This window comes from Rapidithrix thailandica, from assembly GCF_039710355.1.
Taxonomy (GTDB): Bacteria; Bacteroidota; Bacteroidia; order Cytophagales; family Flammeovirgaceae; genus Rapidithrix; species Rapidithrix thailandica.
In genome coordinates this window covers 18,682-38,651 of record NZ_JBDKWZ010000028.1, presented here as the reverse complement: position 1 = coordinate 38,651, position 19,970 = coordinate 18,682, and the positions used below count along the sequence as shown (strand labels likewise).

Here is a 19,970-nt window from a genome sequence, read left to right as displayed (position 1 = left end):
ATGCTTGAAAACAGGGAACTAATCAAATTTTATACTGAGATCCAAGAGGATGTAAAAACAAGTCTTCTATCCGCAGAAGAAGGAGCTACTCCTGAACAGATATTTACTGATTATGCACTGTCATTACTTTCTGATGTCGGTGAAACGGAAAATTACCGGGTTTGCTATGATGAAAAAATAAGTAAAAGGGGTGTTGAGCACAAAATAAATGCATACGCTCTTTACGAAAATTACGAAACTCTGGATCTGTTTGTTACCATCTATAGGCCTGATGAAAGTATACAGTCTGTTTCAAAAGCAGAAGCTGAAAAGGCTATTGACCGTCTTGCAAAATTTTTCCGAAATGCCATTTACAAAGATTATGTGAACAAACTGGAAGAAAGTTCGGAAATATTTGATTTAGCACAAACATTGGCTAATGTGCCGGAAATAAGAGAGTTTCTTACAAGAGTCAACGTCTTCTTGGTCACTAATGGAGAGGTAAAGACTGATTTGAAACTTTCAGATAAAGTAGCCGGTTATCCAGTATTTTATCGTGCTATTGACATTAATTATCTCTTTAACCTTTCCGAAAAATCAAGAATTCCAATTGAGATTGATTTTAAAAGCAATAATGTTACTGTACCCTGTATAGACAATAGAATTGAAAACAAGGATTATCAGTCGCATCTGGCGATTATGCCAGGATCAGTTCTGGCCGATATATACGAACAATATGGGCCAAGACTTTTAGAACAAAATGTCCGTTCCTTTCTGCAATTTACAGGAAAAATCAACAAGGGAATCAGAAAGACCATCCTGAATGAACAGCATATGTTCATGGCATTCAATAATGGAATTGCCGCGACTGCCGAAGAAGTAGAAATTATTACCCTCCCTAACAATCAAGGCAAAGCAATTGGTTATGTAAAGGACTTTCAGATTGTAAACGGAGGACAAACAACAGCTTCAATCTACCATACCTGGAAAAAAGATAAAGCTGATATTTCACAAATTTTTGTTCCTGTAAAGCTGACCATTGTAAATAACCGGCAGAACTTTGGTGAAATTGTAGGCAGAATAGCGGAATATGCTAATACCCAAAACAGAGTTTCTGCTTCGGACCTAAGTTCAAACAGGGAAAACCACGTAATTCTGGAAAAGTTTTCACGAACTATTTGGGCACCCCCACAGACAGGAGGATCACATCAAACCCGTTGGTTCTTCGAAAGATCAAGAGGACAGTATAAAAATGAAAAAATAAGATTTGGAATTACCCCTTCCAGACGAAAACAATTTGACAAGCAGAATCCAAGAAGTCAGATGTTTACCAAAGAACTTCTGGCAAAATATGTCAATTCTTATCGGGAGGTTTACAATGGAAAGAAATTGGTCATAGGCCCACATTTTGTCGTAAGAGGAAGTCAAAAGAACTATGCACAGTTCTTGAGTTATAATTTTGATTCCAAACCGGATAATATTTGGTTTGAAGATGCCATTGCGTTAGCTATACTTTTTAAGACTGCTGAAAAAATATACGGTGTTAGGCCGAATTCAATAGGTGACATGCGTTATATCACAGTTCCATATTCCATTGCATGGTTAGGAATACAATTAGAGTATTCACTTGATTTATATAAAATATGGAAAAATCAGAAATTAAGCTCTCATTTAAAAGATAAGCTGTATGAATTAATGGTGAGTATTGAAAAATACATCAAAGAAAATGCTCCTGGTTCTCTATATGGTGAATGGGCTAAAAAAGAAGACTGTTGGAATGCAATTAAAGAGCATGAGTTTGGAATTAACCTTGATTCTTTAAATGAGGTCAGAACAAATAAATCATCTGTCAGTCGAAGTAAAGTAACCGAAGATGAAACAGTTCAGGCATTGGTAAATGCTTCCATTGAGAGAATTAAGTCTGTACACCCAAAAACATGGAAAAAAATTGAGGATTGGGGAAGAGAATCCGGTAAACTATCTCTGTACCAATATGACATGGCTAACACAATCGGAAATAGAATCAGGAATAGCAGAAATTTATCAGATATAGAACGTCATCAAGGTGAACTGATACTTGGTCTTGTTTCAGATCAGGTTCCTGAAATTTTCTTTGATATGGAGCAATTTTTCTCAGAAGAAGAAAATGAACAAAACAATGAACGGGAGATTACTATAGATCTGGTAGAAAAAATTGTTCAGTGGGATAAAAAGAATAAGCGATTTAAACCTTTTGAATATCGTTTTATGGCTGACCTTGCTGCTGGCAAAAAAGAATTTACGAAAAGAAATAAATTTATTGCAAGATTAAATCTCAAAAAGGCTGAGAAATATGGCTTTGTGAATTAATCATTTTCTACTTTCTAAGATTGTTATATATGGAAAACTATTTTGTATTCTAATAAACCCCAGCTCTCAGCAGCCGGGGTTTTCTGTTTTTATGCCTATTCCCATCCGTCCGGTTCTCCGTAATGTTCTACAAACTGTTTCATCTCTTTGGGGCTGATACGCCTGGGGTTATCAATGCCAATCGCCTTTAAATATCTTCGGATGGTGGAATAACTCACCCCGTACATATCGGCCATTTCTTTTCTAGTGATCATGCTCATTTTTTTACAGGATTTTTTGGTTTTTTAATCGGTGTAAAGATAGCTAAAAATACGCATTTTTCATTGAAAATCAGCGAGTTTGGCTAGGTTTGTTCAATGCAAAACCCGCCCTTCTTATACTTGCCTTATCCAATTCGAAAACGTATGAATGTATTCTTAATCACCGGGGGGATTTTGCTGGCGGGCCTGGTGGCCGGCGATGCCCTGAAGACCAAATACACGGCCGGAAAGATCGACATCGGCTTTGCCGGGATCGACTGGCCGCGGATCAGCAAGGGCAAGGTGTACTTTGAGCCGGCCTTTCGGTTTTCCAATTACTCCACCCACAGCTTACAGTTAAGCCATCTGGTTATCTCCTTATACGTCAAAGACGGGCAGGGGGTATGGAAACTGATCGTGAAGTCGCCCCCTGCGGGGTCTACCTACCGGATCTTGCCCCGGGATAGCAGCGTAGAGCGCTTTCCGTTACAGGCCTCGTTGCTCTCTTTAGGGCTGAACTTCTTTGCCTTTTTGTCCTCGATGGAAATCAAGGTAGACGTTCAGGGCGAGGCCAACGGCTATCCCTTCTCGGAGAGCTTTACCAAGCAGTTAGGTAAAACGCAAACCGTCAACGGGATTTAGGGATGGTAGCCACAGGTAAACGGGAAATAAGGTCCGGCAGGGAATATAACCGGCTGTTTCCCTCTTTCAGCGAGCTGGAGGGCACGGATAAAATCTTACAGCACGGGGACGTCTTCGACACCCTGAACCTGATTGAGAAGATTGTCAAAGAGACGTTGGGTGATACCCGGAAACTGGCCGGGCACCTGAAGGGCAAGTACCTGGAGACGACCACGAAAAATATCTTTGATTTTATCTGCCGGCATATCCGGTACCGCAAGGACGATCCCGGCACGGAGCAGTTGCATAGACCGCTTCGTATCTGGAAGGAGCGGGCCCGGGGCGTGGCCTGCGATGATTATACGATTTTTATTTCCAGTATTTTAAGCAATTTAAAGGTTCCGCATTACTACCGGATGACCAGATACAATGGCCGCGACTACTACCAGCACCAGGAGGGCAGCTATTACGAAGACGGCAGCGCGGTGAAAGTCCGGAACCTGGCCCCGGAGAGCAGCTTTCCCATAGGCTCGGCTACCCGTCCCGGGGATTGGGACGCGGAAGTATGGGGCTTTCCCGGAGACTATCTCCAGGAGCAGTTGCAAGCCGTCAAAAACGCCTGTGAACGCCTTGAAAATTTGTATTAATCATGCCGGAAGAACTGACCCCCTTGCTGGAGATCATTAAGCGGTTTGGCCTGGTGCAGGTGCTCTGCGGGGTCCTGGTGTTTGCCTTGCTACAACAACGTAAAGCCCTGGCCACTGCCCTAGTGGGTTTGTTCCAGGCTTGCAGCCAAGCGATAAGGGCCTTTGCCCTTCATCTGCGGCAGGAGGTGTTGCAAAAAATCTCCGGAGTATACGAACTGATGAACCGCCTTGCCCATGAGTTTAGCTGTATGCAGGTAGCGGTGCTCAAGATCCACGGGGAGCGCAAAAAGCCGGAGGACTTGCACCTGTCCATCTTTGTGGAGCTGACTGGCAAGTACGAAGACGGAAGGTTGGTAGAGCCCTTAAAACCCCTGAAACAAAAGCAGCCTTTGAACAAACAGGCCTTGAACTACCTGGAAAAAATGCTCAAAAGCCTGGACAAGGATTTGTACATCGACAACGTGGACTTGATGCCCTCGGGCCGGGCCAAGCTGGAGCTGTTATCCACGGAAGCCAAAGCGGTATACCACCTTTACCTGGAGGCGGAACCGGAAAAATTGTACACTTTGATCCTGGTTTTTAACCGGAAAACCCCGCTGTCCGAACGGGACAAGACCCGCATCCGGAACTTTGCCCATCAAATCCGGAAATTACTTGTTTAAGTAGAATTACGCATTTATTTTCTACATTTGCCTCATTAAACTCATATTACTAGGGAATTGTATTTATAGAAAGAAAGCAAGCCGATAGGTTTGCTTTTCTTTTTATACAGTTATAGATCTTAGGAATAATCTTCTGTGTTTTTACCTGTTACCAGGTAATTGTATTTAGAAAAATGTTTTATACATTTACCTATAAACCATTATTTCAACCATCTATAAATACAATTGCATTATGAGCTTAATTGCTAAAATGTATGTTGAGGATAAGGAAATTAACATTCTTGACTTCAAATTCCGCTTTACCCGTTCGGTAGACGAACACGGCAAACCGATGGGCAAACCCAACGGGACAATCTTTGATATCACCTTTGAAACGACCTCGGATCAGAGTTTTTTTGCCTGGTCGGTGGGCATGGACATGGTGAAAAAAGTAAAGATTGTCGTTTCCCCGGTGACGCAGGACAGCAAAAGCCGGGTTTTCGAACTCTACGATGTGCATTGCGTCTTCTTTAAGAATAATTTCAACGGGGTGAATGGGGAACCCATGACCACCCAAATCAAACTCTCCCCGGCCATCCTCTACGATGGAGGGTATAAAATCCTGGAGCATTACTGGAAGGAAACCGACCTGAGCGCCCGGGATACCCCGGTAACGACTATTGCTCCGGAGAAGGAGTTGGAGATTATCAAAATGCATTACGAAGACCAAAACGGGGAGGAAATGGATAAAACCCTGGAGGGCGAAGTAACCTTGGTCATCCAGACAGAAAACGGGCCGGGTAAAAACTTGGACATCAATCTGGACAACCGCAAACACGACTTCAAACGGGACGGCAAGCCCCTGGAAGACGGTCTGTTAAAAGACGTCACTATCACAGGGGGTATTACAAGAGTCCTGTTAGAAGCCATTCCCAAAACCCATTAATCACTATTAAACCGAATTCACTATGTTTATCGTATCCGAATCAGGCAATCCCAGTAATTATATCCAAGTAAAACCATTGGGGTTGCCCATAGACCCTTTTGTGGTAGACTTTTACCGTTCCCGGGAACAGGCGGACGGAAAGTACGGCAAAGGAGACAAGTCCTATGACGGAGCCTTTGGTTTTGACCGCTTTGATGAGGATGTGGCCGCCGAAGGACGGATCAATGAGTACCCCAAGCTTGCAGGTATTGTACAAAAGGACAAAAACATCTCCGGAAACCGCGATTACCTCTGTCCGTACTTGTCGATATGGCCACCCAATGTACAGGGGAATATGAACAACACCAAGAATACCGTGGAGGTAGTGGTGCGCTTGGAAAAAGGCAAGGGGTTTAAAGGCAAATGCGGCAAACAGGGCACTGCCAAACTTATCAGTTCCGACCCATCCAGTATAACCATTGATGGAGGGCCGGACAAGTCCCTTACCCTCAACCTCGATACCAAGGAAAGCCAGTTACCCACTATTAAACTGGAGTGTTTGAAACCCTTTTCCTCGGAGGTCTATATCACTGCGGAGATCAGTAACAAGGTGGTCGGGAAATTGATTATCTATCCGAATGATCAGCGTTTTAAAACCACCATACAACCTGTGTATGTTTCGTTTAGCAACAATCCAAGTACGATTAAGTCCGTTCCTACTTCTTCGATTCCGGATATCCAAGAGGCGCAGCTCAAAGATTACCTCAACAACAAATCCTTTAACCAGGCACTCATTTACAGTGAAGTGGCCAGTACCACCCATCATATCAGGCTGAACCGGGGAATCGGTTTGAATGCATTCTTATCTACCCCTCCGGGAAACAAAACTTATTTATCGAATAAAAATGCAGATCGCCAACGGTTTAATACACTTGTAAAAGAGGAGTATGTGAGGTTGACCCGGACACCCCAGCAAACCGCTGAAATAGCGGCCAAGCAAAATGCCTATACCCAAAGTGGCATGTACCAAGCGGTTCAGGACTTTATGACAGAGTTTTCCAGGCTGGTAAACTACAATACCCAGGCCAGTACAAAGGTGGATCAAATTCGGGCTGCACAAGCCGCACATACCCAACAGCGTTTTACTCAGGCCTGGAACAATCCGCTTATCAACAACGGGGTCAATGGAAAGTACGATGCGTATTTAAAAGCGGAACAAAGGATGAAAGCTTTGCTCACTCAACAGGGGGTTACCAATGAAACAATTACCCCTACGGACAGGTTGGTAAACAGTGTCACCAAAACGATTTATGTATTCTACTACAAGGATATATATGCTTCATTTGCCGAATCAACCAATTCGGATACAAGCAAGTGTGTGCCGGGTTATACATACAGGGGAGGTGGGATATCGCATATCTTTTCCTCCGGTTTTTCTATTGTAGATGCTATTGTACACGAGGTGGGTCATGGTTTGGGTCTTCCACATACATTTAGTGAGGAATTAAAATCCAGTAAGGTTGTTCCTGAACGGACCAGGGAGGAAATTGATCAAGAGATTAAAGGTAAAAAAATGAAAATTGATGTATTAAATACAAAAATTAAAAGCTATAACGACTTACAACACAATATGCAAGCCCTTGGGATGAGTTCATTGGGGGATTATGTCCGTTTTGACAATTTAGGAGGGGATTATGTGTCTTGTTTAGCTCCTTTGAGTAATCAACAGTTCAACACTTATCTTTCTTTTAAAAACAAGTTACAAAAAATTCAAGAGGTGATACTCCAGGAAAGTAACCTTAACCTTGTGGATTTAAAAGGAGCCGAAATCAATCCTGCGGTAAAAGCCACAGCGCACCAGGCCACCCAGGTTGAGCTTGTTCAAAGACAGACAGAGTTGACACAGCTCCAAGCTGAGAGGAAAGGCGCCTCTAAGAAACCTCATAAGCCTAATTATAAACCATTGAGTGAAACGATGGAGAACTATATGGATTACGATTTTGATGCGCAGGGCCAAGTTGTTCCCAAGTTTCAACGCAAGAGTTTTTACAAATCTCAATGGGATATAGTGAGAAATGGTACGATGCAACTTAGATATTTAACCCTAATGCCATGAGAAAGCAGTTTTTGTATTATCCGGTTCTACTGTCAATAATCTTGATTTTTAGTTCATGCCGCAGTATCGACAGCAAAACAGAAGCTGAGGGTATTGTTTTTTATGAGCATTACTATAAATCGTCTGATACTTACTCGGTATTAATTCACAACAAGAAAACAGGGGTGTTGACATATATAGTAGAGGTAAATTCTCATTTACTTGGTATAAGAACCAAGTCAAAGCCAGGGTATAAGCCTCCTCTTCCTACTGACGATGTGGATTTGGATTTTGGCTATCGTTATGAAGTCTTTATGCTTTCTGGGTATAAAGCTATAAAGTGTGAACCCTATGGGAATTTTGAAACCTTTGATGAAGAGAATTATAATTATCATGTTAGGTTCTATTCACATGATAAATCCAAAGGAGAGCTAAGTTTTATAAGTGAAAGAACCATCAGAGGCAATAGGTGCTTAGAAGAATGGAGTGAAGGTAATTATGTGAGTTATTTTCCTACAGTAATGGATAGAGCCAATAAAATTAACTATCGCATGTTGCGTGAGAAGAATGGAAAGAAAGTAAAGGAAGCTATTGTGGCCTTGTATGAAGGAAAGCCTATCGAAGAAGTGAATGATCTTTTGAAAAAGATTTATAAAAAATAAGGCTCAATGATAAGTGTAAAAAGCCGGTTTTGTAGTGTGATTGCTGTAAACCCGGCTTTTTTCTCTCAAAAGAACTCTATGAGAAATTCAATCATTTTTTATTTCATCGTATTACTATTTAGTAGTTCTTGTCGCAGCATCGACAGCAAAACAGAAGCTGAGGATATTGTCTTTTATGAGAATTACTATAAATCGTCTGATACTTACTCGGTATTAATTCACAACAAGAAAGCAGGGATTCTTACATACATTGTCGAAATAGGCCCAGACCTTATTGGTATAAGAACCAAGTCAAAGCCAGGATATAAGCCTCCTTCCCCTTCTAAGGATGTGGATTTGGATTTTGGCTATCGTTATGAGGTTTTTATGGTTTCATGGAACACCGCTGGAATTTGTGAACCCTATGGGAATTTTGAAACTTTTAATGAGGAGAATTATAACTATCATGTTAGGTTCTATTCACATGATAAATCCAAAGGTAAACTTAGTTTTATAAGTGAAAGAACCATCAAAGGTAATAGGTGCTTAGAGGAATGGTATGGGGTTCGCACAAGTTATCCTTTTGCATCTCCTATGAAAAAAGTGAAGAAGGTCAATTATCGAATGTTGAGTAAAGCGAAGGGTAAGAAGATAGAAGAAGCTATTGTGGCCTTGTATGAAGGAAAGTCTATCGAAGAAGTGAATGATCTTTTGAAAAAGATTTATAAAAAATAAGGCTCAATGATAAGTGTAAAAAGCCGGTTTTGTAGTGTGATTGCTGTAAACCCGGCTTTTTTCTCTCAAAAGAACTCTATGAGAAATTCAATCATTTTTTATTTCATCGTATTACTATTTAGTAGTTCTTGTCGCAGTATTGAGAGTAAAACTACAGAAGGACAGGTCATATTTTATGAAAGTTATGATAAGTCGACAGATACTTATGCTGTAGTGATACAAAACAAGAAAGCGGGGGTACTTACCTATCTTGTAGAGTTAGACCGAAACATTATAGGAATAAGAACCAAACCTGGTTATGCTTTGCCAACTTCATACAATAAAGACCGTGTAAATTTAGATTTTGGTTACCGTTATGATGTATTTATGATTTCGGGAAGATCAGCTGGCATATGTGAACAAGAGTATCATGAAAACTATGAAGAAGAAAACCTTAGATACAGGGTTCGGTTCTACGCTCGTGATAAAGCAGAAGGAGAAATAGGCTTTATAGGGGAAACGCCTATTAAAGGAAACCGGTGTTTAGAGGAGTGGTATGGGAGGTATTATTATTCTGATAAATATCTCTTTCCATCCCCCATGTATAAAGTGTCAAAAATTAATTATCGTAAGTTACATAAGAAAATGGGCAAGAAGTTAGACAAAGCCATTGCTGCGGTATATGAAGGAAAGTCCTTTGAAGACATCGAAAAGGTACTGTATGAGGTGTATAAAGGAAGATACTAACTTACTAACCTGAAAAAAGCCGGGTTTGTAGCAATCCACTACAAATCCGGCTTTTCTTATTTATGAGATAGAGGGTTGAAGAAAGAACAAAGGCCTAAAAACCAAAAGGGCAAAGTGGCTCACCCCCGTCATGATCAGGGGGATTTGAGGCTTCGAACAACAAAGGATTGAAGCCTGAAAGCCTCAATCCTTTGTTGTTTGTGAATCCGGTGAAAACCTACCAACTCTTATCTTTCAATTCGTTATTCAGAACCATCCCCAAACTTCTCAGGTAAATATCCGTCATTTCCAAAGAATGGTGCCGCAATTGGCTTTGTAGGGTCTTGATATCCACTCCGGCCCGGTATGCATTGACCACGCCCGTATGTTTCCAGGAGTACAACGTCACCAACCCGTCATAGATCTCCAAATGCCGGAGCACTTTGATATGCCGCTCGGTGACGCGCACACGAAGTAGTGAGTCCGGTCCCGGTTTCATCTTATCTGCCCCGAAGAGGTAATGTTGCTTGGGAATTTCCAGTCCAAAATTGTTGTTGGGAATCTCGAAATTTGTAGCAATTCTTGTAGCATCTGTTCCCAATTACTGAATATAATATCACTCGATTACTCTGACATACTCAAAGTTTTTAAGGTATTTGTAAACCGTTTGAAGCTCCAAAAGGTGTTAGTACCCAACTAATTCTCTTGCCTTCTGAAAATTACCCCTCCCAATTCTCTCCAAATTCCTTCAAATTTTATGACATCGCAGGGACTGCTCCGTTCAAAGCATTCATTTGACCTTATTTACAGGCCAATGGCTTTTTTGACTTCTTCATCATCCAGGCCGGTGTAGGCACAGAATTCAGAGACAGCCACCAACTGATGGGGCTCTTTGTGAAAGTAATCCCTCACTTGATGCAAAAGCTTCCGGGCAGTCTTTTCACTTTTCCCGGTGATCACCTGTACATCTTTGGGATAAATACATAAGCGTTTGCGATGCATGATGTATTGGGGTTAGGTTTTCCAAATAAAGATAAAAACTTTCCCTAAGGAAAATCCGGTCATTTCCTCCCTTTTCCACCCAAGCCGGAACCGGTAGCTTTTTTCTTTCCCTTTCTTCCGGTATGCTTGTAACAAAAAAGCAATCTTCCATGATCGTTATTGCCCTATTTCTGATGGTTGCCGGAGGAATCGTTCTTACCTATTCCCGGCTTTTTACCCGGAAAAAAACGGCTGGGATGGGCAAGCATCCAGCCTTGCTTTCCCGGAAACATATGTTGACAGAAGCCGACCGGGCTTTGCTCCGAGAAAATACGGTTTCGAAAAACAAGCCGGAACCGGTATCCAAAGCCATCGGGGAGACGCTTTATTCAAACCTTCAGCAACAGGATTATTCACCGACTACATGATAGAAAAACCATGAAAACTACCTTTTTCCAAAAATTTGCCCGTAAAGACCTGTTTACCTTGTGCCTTTTACTGCTTTCTCAAGCTGTGCGAGCCCAAGGCTCTGCCGGGGCCTTGAAGAATATCGGCACCTGGGTGAGCACTTTGGGCAATGCTGTGTTTGCCATCGTGGTGGTCATCGGCCTGGTGCGTACCGTAACCAAGTTTATCAAGGGAGAGCCGGATGCCATCGGAGCGCTGTTTCAACTCATCATCGCTTGTGGCCTTTGGGGCGGTTTCCAACTGGTGGAAGACGATATTGCCAAACTGGTAGGAGGGAAGGGGCGATGAAAACGTATTTGTCTTTGGAGAAAAAATCCCGGGTGTTAGGTCTTCCGGTCAACGACTGGATACTACTGGGATGTTTGGTCGTAGGCTTGACCTTGTTGGGTGGGATGGTCAACCTGTTTGTCCCTGTGCCACGGGGGTATTATCTGACTATATTACTGCTGATCAGCCTGGTAGGGTGGGTCGTTCAAAAAGCCAATAAACAACAACACCCGGGCTTTTTGTTTTCCTTTCTCTCATTTCATCTGGTACAAGCTAAAAAAATAGTCTCATGAAAAGTGCTGATTTTGATTCTGTCAACCCGGTGTACAGCCTGGAAGATGATAAGGTAGTTTTTAAAGATGGCCGGGTAGCAGTAGGTTTCCGGGTAGAAGCAGTAGAGGAGGAAACCTGGTCGCAACAAGATTACGAGCAACAGGCAAGGCTATTTACGCAGGCATTGCACAACTTGCCTATAGGGGCCCTCATCCAAAAAACCGATTGTTATTACCGGAAAAGGCATTGTCCTGAAACGCAACAAGGCTATTTTTTTCAAAAAACGGCCCGCTATTTCCAGGGCCGGCCTTTGCTTTTGCAACAAAGTTATTTGTTTATCTCTTTTCCTACTCACCGTTCGGTCAAGCCCAATGCTTTTAGTTCTTTTTTTACCGCCCGTAAAGTCTTGCTGTCCAATCCCTTTGCCGGTATCCGGCAACGTTTGGAACAGGCGGAAGCCCAGGCCGGAGAGTTTGTTCAGGCCCTGGGTTATAAAGACCTGCACTTTACCCGTTTGGGCAATAGGGAACTGGAAACCTTATACCGGCAATATTTCCAGTTGGAATTTGCCTTGGAGCCGGAAAGAATGCATCGGGAATACCACAACGATCTGTCTGCCCTGATCATCGGAGAGAAAAAAGTCAATATGGTCTCTCTCAAAAGTCAGGCAGTGGAAAGTCATGCCAGTGTAAAAAACAGCTTTGGGATTTCCGCCTCTATGGTAGCCCCCTTGACGCGGACATTGGACACGGAGCATGTGTTGACCCAGTCCCTGTTGATCGAGGATACCGAAAAAGAACTTCAACGCTTGGATATGGACAAGAAGATCAACCGCTCCTTGGATTTTCTTTCCACACAGGATAACCGGATCAAGTCGGAGGAAATAGATGCCTTTACCGGGGAGGTGCGGTTGGAAAACAAACGCTTGGTAAGTTTTCACCTCTCTGTACTTTTGTTCGGGGAACACCGGAAGAGGGCTTTGGAACAGACCCTGGCCGCTTTCCGGAGTATTCAGGGTGCCCATGCCCTGGTAGAATCTTACGATACGGCCAACTTGTTTTTTGCCTGTCTGCCCGGTAACGGTTTTCAAAATTACCGTTGGCTCTTGACCACAGCCGACCGGGCGGTCCGGTATGTGCATTTTACCACTTCTTATCGCAGCGACAAGGAAGGGGATTTGTTTTGTGACCGGCATTGTGCGCCTGTACTGGTGAATTTGTTCAATACCAGTTTAAATAATCAGAATGCCCTGGTGGTGGGGCCTTCGGGTTCGGGGAAGTCCTATACTATTGGCCATTTGATCGTACAGCGTTTCGAACGGGGAGCCCGCCAATTGATCATTGACATCGGAGGCTCGTATAAAAATACGCTTACGGCCTTGAACGGCAAAGACTTTCCCCATACCTACTTTACCTATGAGACGGAAAGCCCTTTGGCATTTAATCCCTTTTTGGTGCCTAAAGTCAAGGGTCGTTGGCAATTGCCTCCTGAAAAGGTGGGTTTCTTGGTAGGGTTACTTTCGGTGATCTGGAAGGGCCCGGAAGTAGGCCATCCCCTGACTCCGGCGGAGCGGGCCATCCTGACCCGATTGATTCCGGAGTACTATGGGTATTTAAACAAAACAGGAGAACAAGCTTTTCCCGGGATGCGTAGCTTTTATGCCTGGTTGCAAACTCAGGACCGGCAACAACGGGCTGAAAGTGAAGAATACCGCCAGGAGATGGCATTTTTCAATCTTCCTCAGTTGTTGGTGGTGTTAAAGCCGTTTGCTACCGGCTCTTACAAAGAGGTGCTTAATGCCCAACGGGAGTTGGATATTTCCGATTATCCCCTGACCTGTTTTGACATGGAAAAGATCAAAGGGGATGCCACCTTGTATCCTATTGTTTCACTGCTCGTGACCGGTTTGGCACTGGATCAATTGCGCAAATTTCCCGATCAGGTCAAATACATATATATGGATGAGGCTTGGGCGATGCTTTCCGATGCCCTGGGCGACTGGGTAGAAAGCATGTACCGCACCATCCGGAAAAACAAAGGTAGTATGTGTATAATCACCCAAGGCTTGGAGGAAATTGAAAATTCAGCCATCGGAGCGGCTATTCTCAACAATGCACAGACACAGTTGATTCTCTTTCATACCGATTCCAGCCGTTTGGAGAAGCTGGGTAAGGTACTGGGGTTTACCCGACATCAACAAGAACAGGTACGCTCCCTTAGGGCCCAAGGGCGTTTTCGGGAGCTCTTGATCCGTCAGGGAGAATCGGCAAAAGTCTTTGTATTGGAAGCCGCTCCGGAACTGGATGCGGTACTGTCCTCCAAGCCCCATGAACGCAATTATTTGCAAAAGCTTATCCAGCGTTACGGAAGGGTGGATTATGCTGTTCATCAATACCTGGAAGATAAGGAGGAACCTAAAAAAACAATTGCCCAATGAATAATGTTTCTCACGATACCGCTTTTATACAGGCCATGTTGCAGCTAGGTGAATTGGTCGTGACACAATGTTACTGGCTTTTGCCTACTTTGATTACCCTGACGTTGATTGCGACATTGGCCCGGGGGTTGACGCAAAACAGGGGCTTGCGGGTCAACTATTTTCCGGTGGTCCGGGGCTTTGTCATCTTGTTTACGGTCTTTTTCTATGGAGAATTGATGGGCGTGGTTTCCGGAGGGATCGGAGGTTTTGCCGGGCTTTTGCCTCAAACCAAAAACATTCACGCCTCCCTTCACCAGATGATTCAGGAACGCACCGGCAAAGACGTGTCGGGCAACAGTTTACAGGACTACCTTGATACGGTGGCAGGGGTCTTTCGCCTGGACTTCTATCAACTGGTAGGCAATTTTCTGTCTACCGGGGTGGTTTCGGTGCTCAGAAGGATCCTGGAACTCTTGCGTCAATCCCTTTTAGGGTTTCTGTATGTGACGGGGCCATTGGCCTTGACCTTGAGTGTGGTACCGGCTCTGGAAGGTTTGGCTTTGCGTTGGTTCCAGAACTACTTGTCGGTGCAATGTTGGAGTATTACCCTGATCGTACTGGACAATATGGTGGCATTGTATGCCAAAACCTTTGCCAAAGGATATACCTCTGCTTATCCGGGGGAGGAATTTACACAACTGAATTTTATCATTGTTAGTGTAACGACCACCCTCTTGTACCTGATGGTGCCTTATTTGACTTCCTTGTTTATGGGAACGGTGGCTTCCTCCCAGTTTCCTTCCCGTATGGCAGGCATAGCTTCTGCCGGTGCCGGGTTGTTGGGTGCCGGAGCCCGATACCTGTATTCCAAAAATACTACGAAAAAAACTTGAAAAAATGAAGGAACCTGTTCACCATGTCAACCGTTCATTTCGCTTACTCAAGGCCTTGACCTTTACCAGCTTGCTGGGTAGCTTTATTGTGTCCGGGTTAATGGGGTATCTGTTGGTCCGGCAGGATAAAGAGGCCAAGGTATATGTCATCTCGGAGAGCGGAACATTTCCCGCACTGGAGCAAGATCCCAGAAAGGTAAGCCCCCACGAAGCCCGGCAACATATAAAAACGTTTATGCAACTCATGTTTGCCCACGATGCCGGCACTTTTCAGCCTCATATGGAGGCGGCATTGCACCTGATTGACGACCACAATGGCCGGAGGATCTATCAGGATTTCCTGCGAGGGGAAGTGCCGGAAAACTATGTGCGCTACCGGTCTTATACCACCTTGACTGTGGACTCCATACAAGTGGATTTAAGCAACAGGCCTTTCCGTGGGCAAGTCTTTGCGCGGCAATGGGTCCATGTGGATGAGCAACAAGAACTCTTGCCCATTGGGGCCCGCTTTTCTCTGGAAAAAGTTTACCGTACGGCAGCCAACCCCTTTGGTTTAATGATCCGGGATTTCGATTTTATCCTTTACGAACCTCAAAACACCGAACAGCCATGAAACCTTTGTTGTATACTTTTTTCTTGGTGATGCCCCTGTCGTATGTGCAGGCTACAGAAATGGATACCCTTTACGTCTCTGACTCTGCCACGTTATATTTAGTGTTTGACCAGCCGGTAGATCTGGTGGACATTGGCTTGGGGGCAGATTACCATTGTAAGATGGAAGGCCCAGTGGTCTTTGTCAAAGCCAAGCGTCCGCTGTGGCGGCCTTCCCCGCTTTTGGTACAAGTGGGTAATCGCTTTGTCATGACCTTGTTGGTATACCGTTCCCATCCGGGGAAGTTTCTATACGATTACCGGAAGAAACCATTGGCCAAACCCAAGAAAGAAAAGAAATTCTTGCCGGAAATAGAATTAAAAAAATTGGATGCATTCCCTGAGATGTTCAGGAATAAAAAACGGAAAAAAGACGGGATAAGCATGCAAGTGGACAAAGTGCTGATTGGCAAACGGGGGATTTATCTTAAGCTATCCCTGATCAACACGACTTCAATGGATTACCGGCCGGACCATTTGGCTTTTTACTGGGCTCAGTTCCACCGGCGGGGCTGGTTTAAAAAGAAAAAGTCCAGTATCCGGCAAGCGGTCCCTATAGAAATTCAGTCTCCGGAACTTGTCCCGGCAGGCAGCTCCGAAGCCTTTTATATCGCCCTGCCGGTATTTGCCGTAGGAGATGAAGGGCACTTGTCGATTACATTACGGGAACAGCAAGGCAATCGCAACTTGTCGCTGAAGTTACAGGGAAAACGCCTTCGTAAAGCCCTTCGCTTGTCATGAACCGTATGCTTCCTTGGCTGAAACGCTACGGCTTACTCTTGTCAGGTGTTTTGCTTTTGGCAGGAACCTATGGGTATAAATATTGGATAACAGGCAAGGTAGTAGACACTCCGGTTCCTTATATGGAACCGAAGGTTGAACTGCATACCCAAACACTGCCTTCCCAGATTGAGGTTTTTCAGCAACAAGAAGATACGGAAAAACAGGGCTATTGGGAACCCCGTTCCCCGGTGGCAATGGACTTTGGTAAAACCTATCCTCTCCATAAGGAATCATTAGTGGCTGAACAAATGGAACCGGAATTACCTGAAAGGATAGAACCCGAACAGGAGTATATACAAAAAGAACAACCTTTGAGAAAAAAGCTCAAGCAAAAGAAGCAGGTTGCCAACGAAGGGTTTTACACATTAAAGCAGTTGAACCCCTTACAAGAAAAAGACAGCCTTTCACAAGAGAAGTTTATCAAAATCCGGGTAAATGGGGATCAACAACTGAAGGGACAGAGCACCGTATCCCTACGGCTGGATGAAGATTGCCGGATACAGGGACAGTTTTTTCCCCGCAATACGGTTTTTTACGGGACGGCTCAAACCGCAGGAGACAGGATACGGATTTCCGTGCACCGGATTCAGGCCCTGGCTGTAGATTACCAGGTGTATGATCACGATTTCACTCCGGGGCTTTTTCTGGAAAACCACAATCCTCTGAGGCAGTCTCTGGAAGACAGTGGAGAAGATTTATTGGACGAGGCCCTTTCCGAAGTGCCTTTTGGGAGTGTAGCCCGTTTGGGCAGTGATTTGCTCCGCAGTCAAAGCCGGGCCCGTCGGGTACCTCAAGCTTTTTTGCCCGATGGCTATGAAGTATACCTATTTCCCACAAACCCTGATTAAACCATGAAAACAGTATTTTTAGTATTACTGGGTCTTTGTGTCTTGGAGAGCAGGGCCCAATTTGTAGTCTTTGATCCGGCCAATTTTGCTACGACCCTGTCGACTTCCATCAGTCAGAAAAAAATCTTGTTCAAGCATATCGAACAACTCGAAGAACTTCGCAAAACGCTTCAGGTCAGCCGGAAAGCGAAAGAGGAGTTGGAAAAGACCTTTGCGTTGCAATACCAAATCCGGGAAGATTTGAAAAAAGTATATTCCATCCAACATTTGCGTTGGGCAGATTTGAAAGTTTTTTTGGAAAAAGCCATAGGGATCCGGTCAGACCCCGGAGCCTACCGGGTGCATGTACCCGGTATCCAGGGGATGCAGCGGATTTTAGAACAACAAGGGAGCCGTCCTGAAGATGCCCGGGATTTGTACCGGATGTTGGTGGGCTATTCTACGGAAGCGTCTCCACCAAAAAATTATGAGCAAGTCTACCGGCAGCAAAAAAGTGTGGTGGCGCATCAGTTTGCCTTTGCAGAATTTTCCGATAAAAGAAGTTTACAGATTGCCCTGTCGTACCAAAAGCTAGCCCGGGAGTTGGAGCGAAGTGCCGAAGAATTGCAGGCAGCCCTGAAGACGAAAGGGCGCTTTTCTATGACCGAAGCCGAACGGCTGTCCTTGCTTAAAACTTGTCAGGATTATTTGTTGGAAAGTATGGACTTGAAAAGCCGGGCCGCAGACCTGTTGCGAGACGTGGCTACACAAGCCCTTCCGGTAAAAAAGCAGGTGGAAGACATTTTTAAAACCCATGTGTTGCACAAGGGGATTACCCAAACCCCTCAACATAAATTCGGAGTAAAATGAAAAAGCTGTTTCTCATCACTTTTATGGCACTTTGTCTATGTGCCAATGTTCAGGCGCAATTCAAAGTCTATGACCCCATCCTGCACAAAAACAACAAAAAAAGTCTTTCCCATACCTTGGCCGACCTGGTAAAAAATACCCAACACCTGCAAAAACTCAGAACCACATTGAAGGTGTTGATTCGTTCCAAAGAGGAGTTGGAAAAGAAATACCAGTTGCAATGGCAGGTCCGGGAGGATTTGAAAAAGGTGTTTTCGGTCCGGAACCTGGATTGGGCCGACTTGCGCAGTTTTGCCCGTTTATCCGGACAAGTGCCTACCCATCTGGACGCTTACCTGGGGCCGGTTCCTTACCAGGGACAGGTAGGGCAACTACTCCAGGCAGATGGCAACCGGTACGGTCATGTGAAGGAATTGTACGCTTGGGTAACAGGCATGGATTCCGGCCATCCTTTTCGTCCGGGAAAAGAACGGGAGAAACAACGGGCATTGATGGGTTTTGCTTTAGAGGAAGCCGGAGACCGGCAAAAAATACAACTGGCTTTGAGTTATCAGTCCCTTTCGGAAGAACTGTTGCAGAAGGCTGAAAGCCTACAGGCTGCTTTGCGGAAAAAATCCCGCTTTTCCATGACCGAAGCCGAACGGCTTCAAGGGCTTCAACAATGCAAAACCTATCTGCTTCAAAGCCTGGAATTGAAAACCCAAGCCGATCAGATGATCCGTTCGGTGATCAAAAACCGGAATCCTGCAAAAAACAAAGTGATTTCCAGTCTTTACTATCGCTTGTTGGGAGAAGGGATACGGAAAGTGCCTCAGTGGAAGCCTTGAGTTGATTGTGTTGAATAGCAATAGCTGGTTAGTCGTTTAAAAGAAAGGTTGTGAGAAGGGGGGCTTAGGGTTGTTTTAATTATTATATTTTCTACCCTATAAGGGAATATTAAAGTCAAAGCCTGAATACAACCAAACAGGCTTATGGAACAGTTAAACTAATTTACTAATCTTGTCAGATTAAGTCATAACTATTACAATTTATATCTTAATAAAGATTGGAATTTAATTCCATTAGTAATACAGAGGTGGATCTATTTCTTTGTCTCTAACCTGATATCCCTTGGGAAATTTTATGATAGAACATAGGCAAATCATATTTATATAAACTATTTAAAAGGAGGGCCTTCTATCCAATTAACCAAGCTCCACCGTTCTCCTCTCGTGATTTTCGTAACTTGGTGTAACATCCAACTGGGAAAAACAGTCATGTTACCAAGGCTTTGACGGCTCCGTATAGCTTGGATTCCATTCCTGAAAAATTGCAATTCACCGCCTTCGTAATCTGATTCCGGACTAAGTTCTATACTGAGAGAAAGTTTTCTTCGGGAAGCCTGGTTAGGCCCCAGGTCCAGGTGCCAATCGTAACCTTGATTGCGAGAATATCGGCCTAATTGGAAAGCACTGATTCTCCCATCCAGAATGTAATTGAAATGTGTCCGGTTAATATGAGCGATTGCGTTGAGTACACGCTCAAATATCCATAGTGAGTCCTCTGTTGATTGAATCCAATACAAGTCCGTATCTCTCTTCTGATCTTTATTTAGTCCCCACGATAGTTGACTCTTTTTGAAGGGTAGTGTTGTATGAAGCCCCCTGATAACCTCACACTCTCCCTTTGTAAATAAAGTGTTGACTGTAATGAAATCCGGGGATCTGGGATCATAGGTGACCAATTTGTCCGAATAGACTTCCCAATTCATGATGTATATATTTAGAGATAAAAAACTGAAAATAAGTGTTTCCGGACTTCTTGCTTTCCAGTTTAAATGTTGAGAGGAGAACATAAATACTATTTAGGAATACTTGAAAGTGGGTTGTTTTACTTTAAGTTGCTGTCGGGATGTTACCGGAGGGTGGCTGCTTGCATCACAGGCTGTAAGTATTTGATTTCCTTCGGTTACTCCCAACGTA

Annotated in this window: 23 protein-coding genes; 19 read left to right on the top strand and 4 right to left on the bottom strand. The window is 44.0% G+C overall.

Annotated features, from left to right (window positions below):
• A complete protein-coding gene (locus AAG747_RS28365; protein WP_346824645.1) occupies positions 1-2,328 on the top strand; it encodes an AIPR family protein in 2,328 nt (775 codons plus the stop codon).
• A 95-nt stretch (positions 2,329-2,423) separates the two neighbouring features.
• Here AAG747_RS28365 and AAG747_RS28360 read toward each other — a convergent pair whose 3' ends face one another.
• Positions 2,424-2,588 carry a helix-turn-helix domain-containing protein gene (locus AAG747_RS28360; RefSeq protein WP_346820603.1) on the bottom strand — a complete coding sequence of 55 codons (165 nt, stop codon included), beginning with the start codon at positions 2,586-2,588 and terminating at the stop codon, positions 2,424-2,426.
• Positions 2,589-2,732: 144 nt separating this feature from the next.
• Here AAG747_RS28360 and AAG747_RS28355 point away from each other — a divergent pair, with 144 nt between their 5' ends.
• The 8 genes from AAG747_RS28355 to AAG747_RS28320 all read left to right on the top strand — a co-directional run bounded on the left by AAG747_RS28355 (position 2,733) and on the right by AAG747_RS28320 (position 9,598).
• Entirely contained in the window at positions 2,733-3,209 is a 477-nt protein-coding gene (locus AAG747_RS28355; protein ID WP_346824644.1) for a hypothetical protein, read from the top strand.
• A gap of 2 nt (positions 3,210-3,211) precedes the next feature.
• On the top strand, positions 3,212-3,835 hold the full coding sequence (locus AAG747_RS28350; RefSeq protein WP_346824643.1) for a transglutaminase-like domain-containing protein: 624 nt from the start codon (positions 3,212-3,214) through the stop codon (positions 3,833-3,835).
• Positions 3,836-3,837: 2 nt separating this feature from the next.
• Positions 3,838-4,497: a hypothetical protein gene (locus AAG747_RS28345; protein WP_346824642.1), complete on the top strand. Its 660-nt coding sequence runs from the start codon at positions 3,838-3,840 to the stop codon at positions 4,495-4,497.
• Between the two features lie 232 nt (positions 4,498-4,729).
• Entirely contained in the window at positions 4,730-5,422 is a 693-nt protein-coding gene (gene tssD / locus AAG747_RS28340; protein WP_346824641.1) for a type VI secretion system tube protein TssD, read from the top strand.
• Between the two features lie 22 nt (positions 5,423-5,444).
• Entirely contained in the window at positions 5,445-7,517 is a 2,073-nt protein-coding gene (locus AAG747_RS28335) for a hypothetical protein (RefSeq protein ID WP_346824640.1), read from the top strand.
• Entirely contained in the window at positions 7,514-8,158 is a 645-nt protein-coding gene (locus AAG747_RS28330) for a hypothetical protein (protein ID WP_346824639.1), read from the top strand. The genes AAG747_RS28335 and AAG747_RS28330 overlap by 4 nt, the downstream gene beginning before the upstream one ends.
• Positions 8,159-8,164: 6 nt before the next feature.
• Positions 8,165-8,872, top strand: coding sequence for a hypothetical protein (locus tag AAG747_RS28325; RefSeq protein ID WP_346824638.1), 708 nt, complete (start codon positions 8,165-8,167; stop codon positions 8,870-8,872).
• A 6-nt stretch (positions 8,873-8,878) separates the two neighbouring features.
• On the top strand, positions 8,879-9,598 hold the full coding sequence (locus tag AAG747_RS28320) for a hypothetical protein (protein WP_346824637.1): 720 nt from the start codon (positions 8,879-8,881) through the stop codon (positions 9,596-9,598).
• Between the two features lie 217 nt (positions 9,599-9,815).
• On the opposite strand, the gene AAG747_RS28315 is transcribed toward AAG747_RS28320, so the two are convergent.
• Positions 9,816-10,178: a site-specific integrase gene (locus AAG747_RS28315; RefSeq protein WP_346824636.1), complete on the bottom strand. Its 363-nt coding sequence runs from the start codon at positions 10,176-10,178 to the stop codon at positions 9,816-9,818.
• Positions 10,179-10,381: 203 nt separating this feature from the next.
• A complete protein-coding gene (locus tag AAG747_RS28310; RefSeq protein ID WP_346824635.1) occupies positions 10,382-10,579 on the bottom strand; it encodes a hypothetical protein in 198 nt (65 codons plus the stop codon).
• Positions 10,580-10,728: 149 nt separating this feature from the next.
• On the opposite strand from AAG747_RS28310, the gene AAG747_RS28305 reads away from it, so the two are divergent.
• Genes AAG747_RS28305 through AAG747_RS28260 form a run of 10 tightly spaced genes read left to right on the top strand, consistent with a single transcriptional unit; the run spans position 10,729 to position 18,836 of the window.
• Positions 10,729-10,986 carry a hypothetical protein gene (locus AAG747_RS28305; RefSeq protein WP_346824634.1) on the top strand — a complete coding sequence of 86 codons (258 nt, stop codon included), beginning with the start codon at positions 10,729-10,731 and terminating at the stop codon, positions 10,984-10,986.
• Positions 10,987-10,996: 10 nt separating this feature from the next.
• A complete protein-coding gene (locus AAG747_RS28300; protein WP_346824633.1) occupies positions 10,997-11,314 on the top strand; it encodes a hypothetical protein in 318 nt (105 codons plus the stop codon).
• Positions 11,311-11,586 (top strand): hypothetical protein, encoded by a 276-nt coding sequence (locus AAG747_RS28295; protein ID WP_346824632.1) that lies wholly within the window; start codon positions 11,311-11,313, stop codon positions 11,584-11,586. Before AAG747_RS28300 ends, AAG747_RS28295 begins: the two co-directional genes overlap by 4 nt.
• Positions 11,583-14,003: a TraG/VirB4 family ATPase gene (locus tag AAG747_RS28290; protein WP_346824631.1), complete on the top strand. Its 2,421-nt coding sequence runs from the start codon at positions 11,583-11,585 to the stop codon at positions 14,001-14,003. Before AAG747_RS28295 ends, AAG747_RS28290 begins: the two co-directional genes overlap by 4 nt.
• On the top strand, positions 14,000-14,878 hold the full coding sequence (locus tag AAG747_RS28285; RefSeq protein ID WP_346824630.1) for a hypothetical protein: 879 nt from the start codon (positions 14,000-14,002) through the stop codon (positions 14,876-14,878). The genes AAG747_RS28290 and AAG747_RS28285 overlap by 4 nt, the downstream gene beginning before the upstream one ends.
• A 4-nt stretch (positions 14,879-14,882) precedes the next feature.
• Positions 14,883-15,491, top strand: a complete 609-nt coding sequence (locus tag AAG747_RS28280; protein ID WP_346824629.1) for a conjugal transfer protein TraK — start codon at positions 14,883-14,885, stop codon at positions 15,489-15,491.
• On the top strand, positions 15,488-16,270 hold the full coding sequence (locus tag AAG747_RS28275; protein ID WP_346824628.1) for a DUF4138 domain-containing protein: 783 nt from the start codon (positions 15,488-15,490) through the stop codon (positions 16,268-16,270). Before AAG747_RS28280 ends, AAG747_RS28275 begins: the two co-directional genes overlap by 4 nt.
• The gene (gene traM / locus AAG747_RS28270) at positions 16,267-17,160 is read left to right on the top strand and encodes a conjugative transposon protein TraM (RefSeq protein ID WP_346824627.1); all 894 of its coding nucleotides are present in this window, start codon (positions 16,267-16,269) and stop codon (positions 17,158-17,160) included. Before AAG747_RS28275 ends, traM begins: the two co-directional genes overlap by 4 nt.
• A gap of 3 nt (positions 17,161-17,163) precedes the next feature.
• Entirely contained in the window at positions 17,164-18,009 is an 846-nt protein-coding gene (locus AAG747_RS28265; RefSeq protein ID WP_346824626.1) for a TrbJ/VirB5 family protein, read from the top strand.
• Positions 18,006-18,836 carry a BAR domain-containing protein gene (locus AAG747_RS28260; RefSeq protein ID WP_346824625.1) on the top strand — a complete coding sequence of 277 codons (831 nt, stop codon included), beginning with the start codon at positions 18,006-18,008 and terminating at the stop codon, positions 18,834-18,836. The genes AAG747_RS28265 and AAG747_RS28260 overlap by 4 nt, the downstream gene beginning before the upstream one ends.
• Positions 18,837-19,165: 329 nt before the next feature.
• On the opposite strand, the gene AAG747_RS28255 is transcribed toward AAG747_RS28260, so the two are convergent.
• A complete protein-coding gene (locus AAG747_RS28255; RefSeq protein ID WP_346824624.1) occupies positions 19,166-19,759 on the bottom strand; it encodes a 2OG-Fe(II) oxygenase in 594 nt (197 codons plus the stop codon).
• Between the last annotated feature and the right edge of the window lie 211 nt (positions 19,760-19,970).

Bases quoted from the DNA above. Each gene is read 5' to 3' on its own strand.
- AAG747_RS28260 (WP_346824625.1), top strand. From the start codon at position 18,006: ATGAAAAAGCTGTTTCTCATCACTTTTATGGCACTTTGTCTATGTGCC.
- AAG747_RS28275 (WP_346824628.1), top strand. From the start codon at position 15,488: ATGAAACCTTTGTTGTATACTTTTTTCTTGGTGATGCCCCTGTCGTAT.
- AAG747_RS28330 (WP_346824639.1), top strand. From the start codon at position 7,514: ATGAGAAAGCAGTTTTTGTATTATCCGGTTCTACTGTCAATAATCTTG.
- AAG747_RS28360 (WP_346820603.1), bottom strand. From the start codon at position 2,588: ATGAGCATGATCACTAGAAAAGAAATGGCCGATATGTACGGGGTGAGT.
- AAG747_RS28295 (WP_346824632.1), top strand. From the start codon at position 11,311: ATGAAAACGTATTTGTCTTTGGAGAAAAAATCCCGGGTGTTAGGTCTT.
- AAG747_RS28365 (WP_346824645.1), top strand. From the start codon at position 1: ATGCTTGAAAACAGGGAACTAATCAAATTTTATACTGAGATCCAAGAG.
- AAG747_RS28325 (WP_346824638.1), top strand. From the start codon at position 8,165: ATGATAAGTGTAAAAAGCCGGTTTTGTAGTGTGATTGCTGTAAACCCG.
- AAG747_RS28320 (WP_346824637.1), top strand. From the start codon at position 8,879: ATGATAAGTGTAAAAAGCCGGTTTTGTAGTGTGATTGCTGTAAACCCG.
- tssD (WP_346824641.1), top strand. From the start codon at position 4,730: ATGAGCTTAATTGCTAAAATGTATGTTGAGGATAAGGAAATTAACATT.
- AAG747_RS28335 (WP_346824640.1), top strand. From the start codon at position 5,445: ATGTTTATCGTATCCGAATCAGGCAATCCCAGTAATTATATCCAAGTA.
- AAG747_RS28290 (WP_346824631.1), top strand. From the start codon at position 11,583: ATGAAAAGTGCTGATTTTGATTCTGTCAACCCGGTGTACAGCCTGGAA.
- AAG747_RS28305 (WP_346824634.1), top strand. From the start codon at position 10,729: ATGATCGTTATTGCCCTATTTCTGATGGTTGCCGGAGGAATCGTTCTT.
- AAG747_RS28310 (WP_346824635.1), bottom strand. From the start codon at position 10,579: ATGCATCGCAAACGCTTATGTATTTATCCCAAAGATGTACAGGTGATC.
- AAG747_RS28255 (WP_346824624.1), bottom strand. From the start codon at position 19,759: ATGAATTGGGAAGTCTATTCGGACAAATTGGTCACCTATGATCCCAGA.
- AAG747_RS28285 (WP_346824630.1), top strand. From the start codon at position 14,000: ATGAATAATGTTTCTCACGATACCGCTTTTATACAGGCCATGTTGCAG.
- AAG747_RS28280 (WP_346824629.1), top strand. From the start codon at position 14,883: ATGAAGGAACCTGTTCACCATGTCAACCGTTCATTTCGCTTACTCAAG.
- AAG747_RS28345 (WP_346824642.1), top strand. From the start codon at position 3,838: ATGCCGGAAGAACTGACCCCCTTGCTGGAGATCATTAAGCGGTTTGGC.
- AAG747_RS28355 (WP_346824644.1), top strand. From the start codon at position 2,733: ATGAATGTATTCTTAATCACCGGGGGGATTTTGCTGGCGGGCCTGGTG.
- traM (WP_346824627.1), top strand. From the start codon at position 16,267: ATGAACCGTATGCTTCCTTGGCTGAAACGCTACGGCTTACTCTTGTCA.
- AAG747_RS28350 (WP_346824643.1), top strand. From the start codon at position 3,212: ATGGTAGCCACAGGTAAACGGGAAATAAGGTCCGGCAGGGAATATAAC.
- AAG747_RS28300 (WP_346824633.1), top strand. From the start codon at position 10,997: ATGAAAACTACCTTTTTCCAAAAATTTGCCCGTAAAGACCTGTTTACC.
- AAG747_RS28265 (WP_346824626.1), top strand. From the start codon at position 17,164: ATGAAAACAGTATTTTTAGTATTACTGGGTCTTTGTGTCTTGGAGAGC.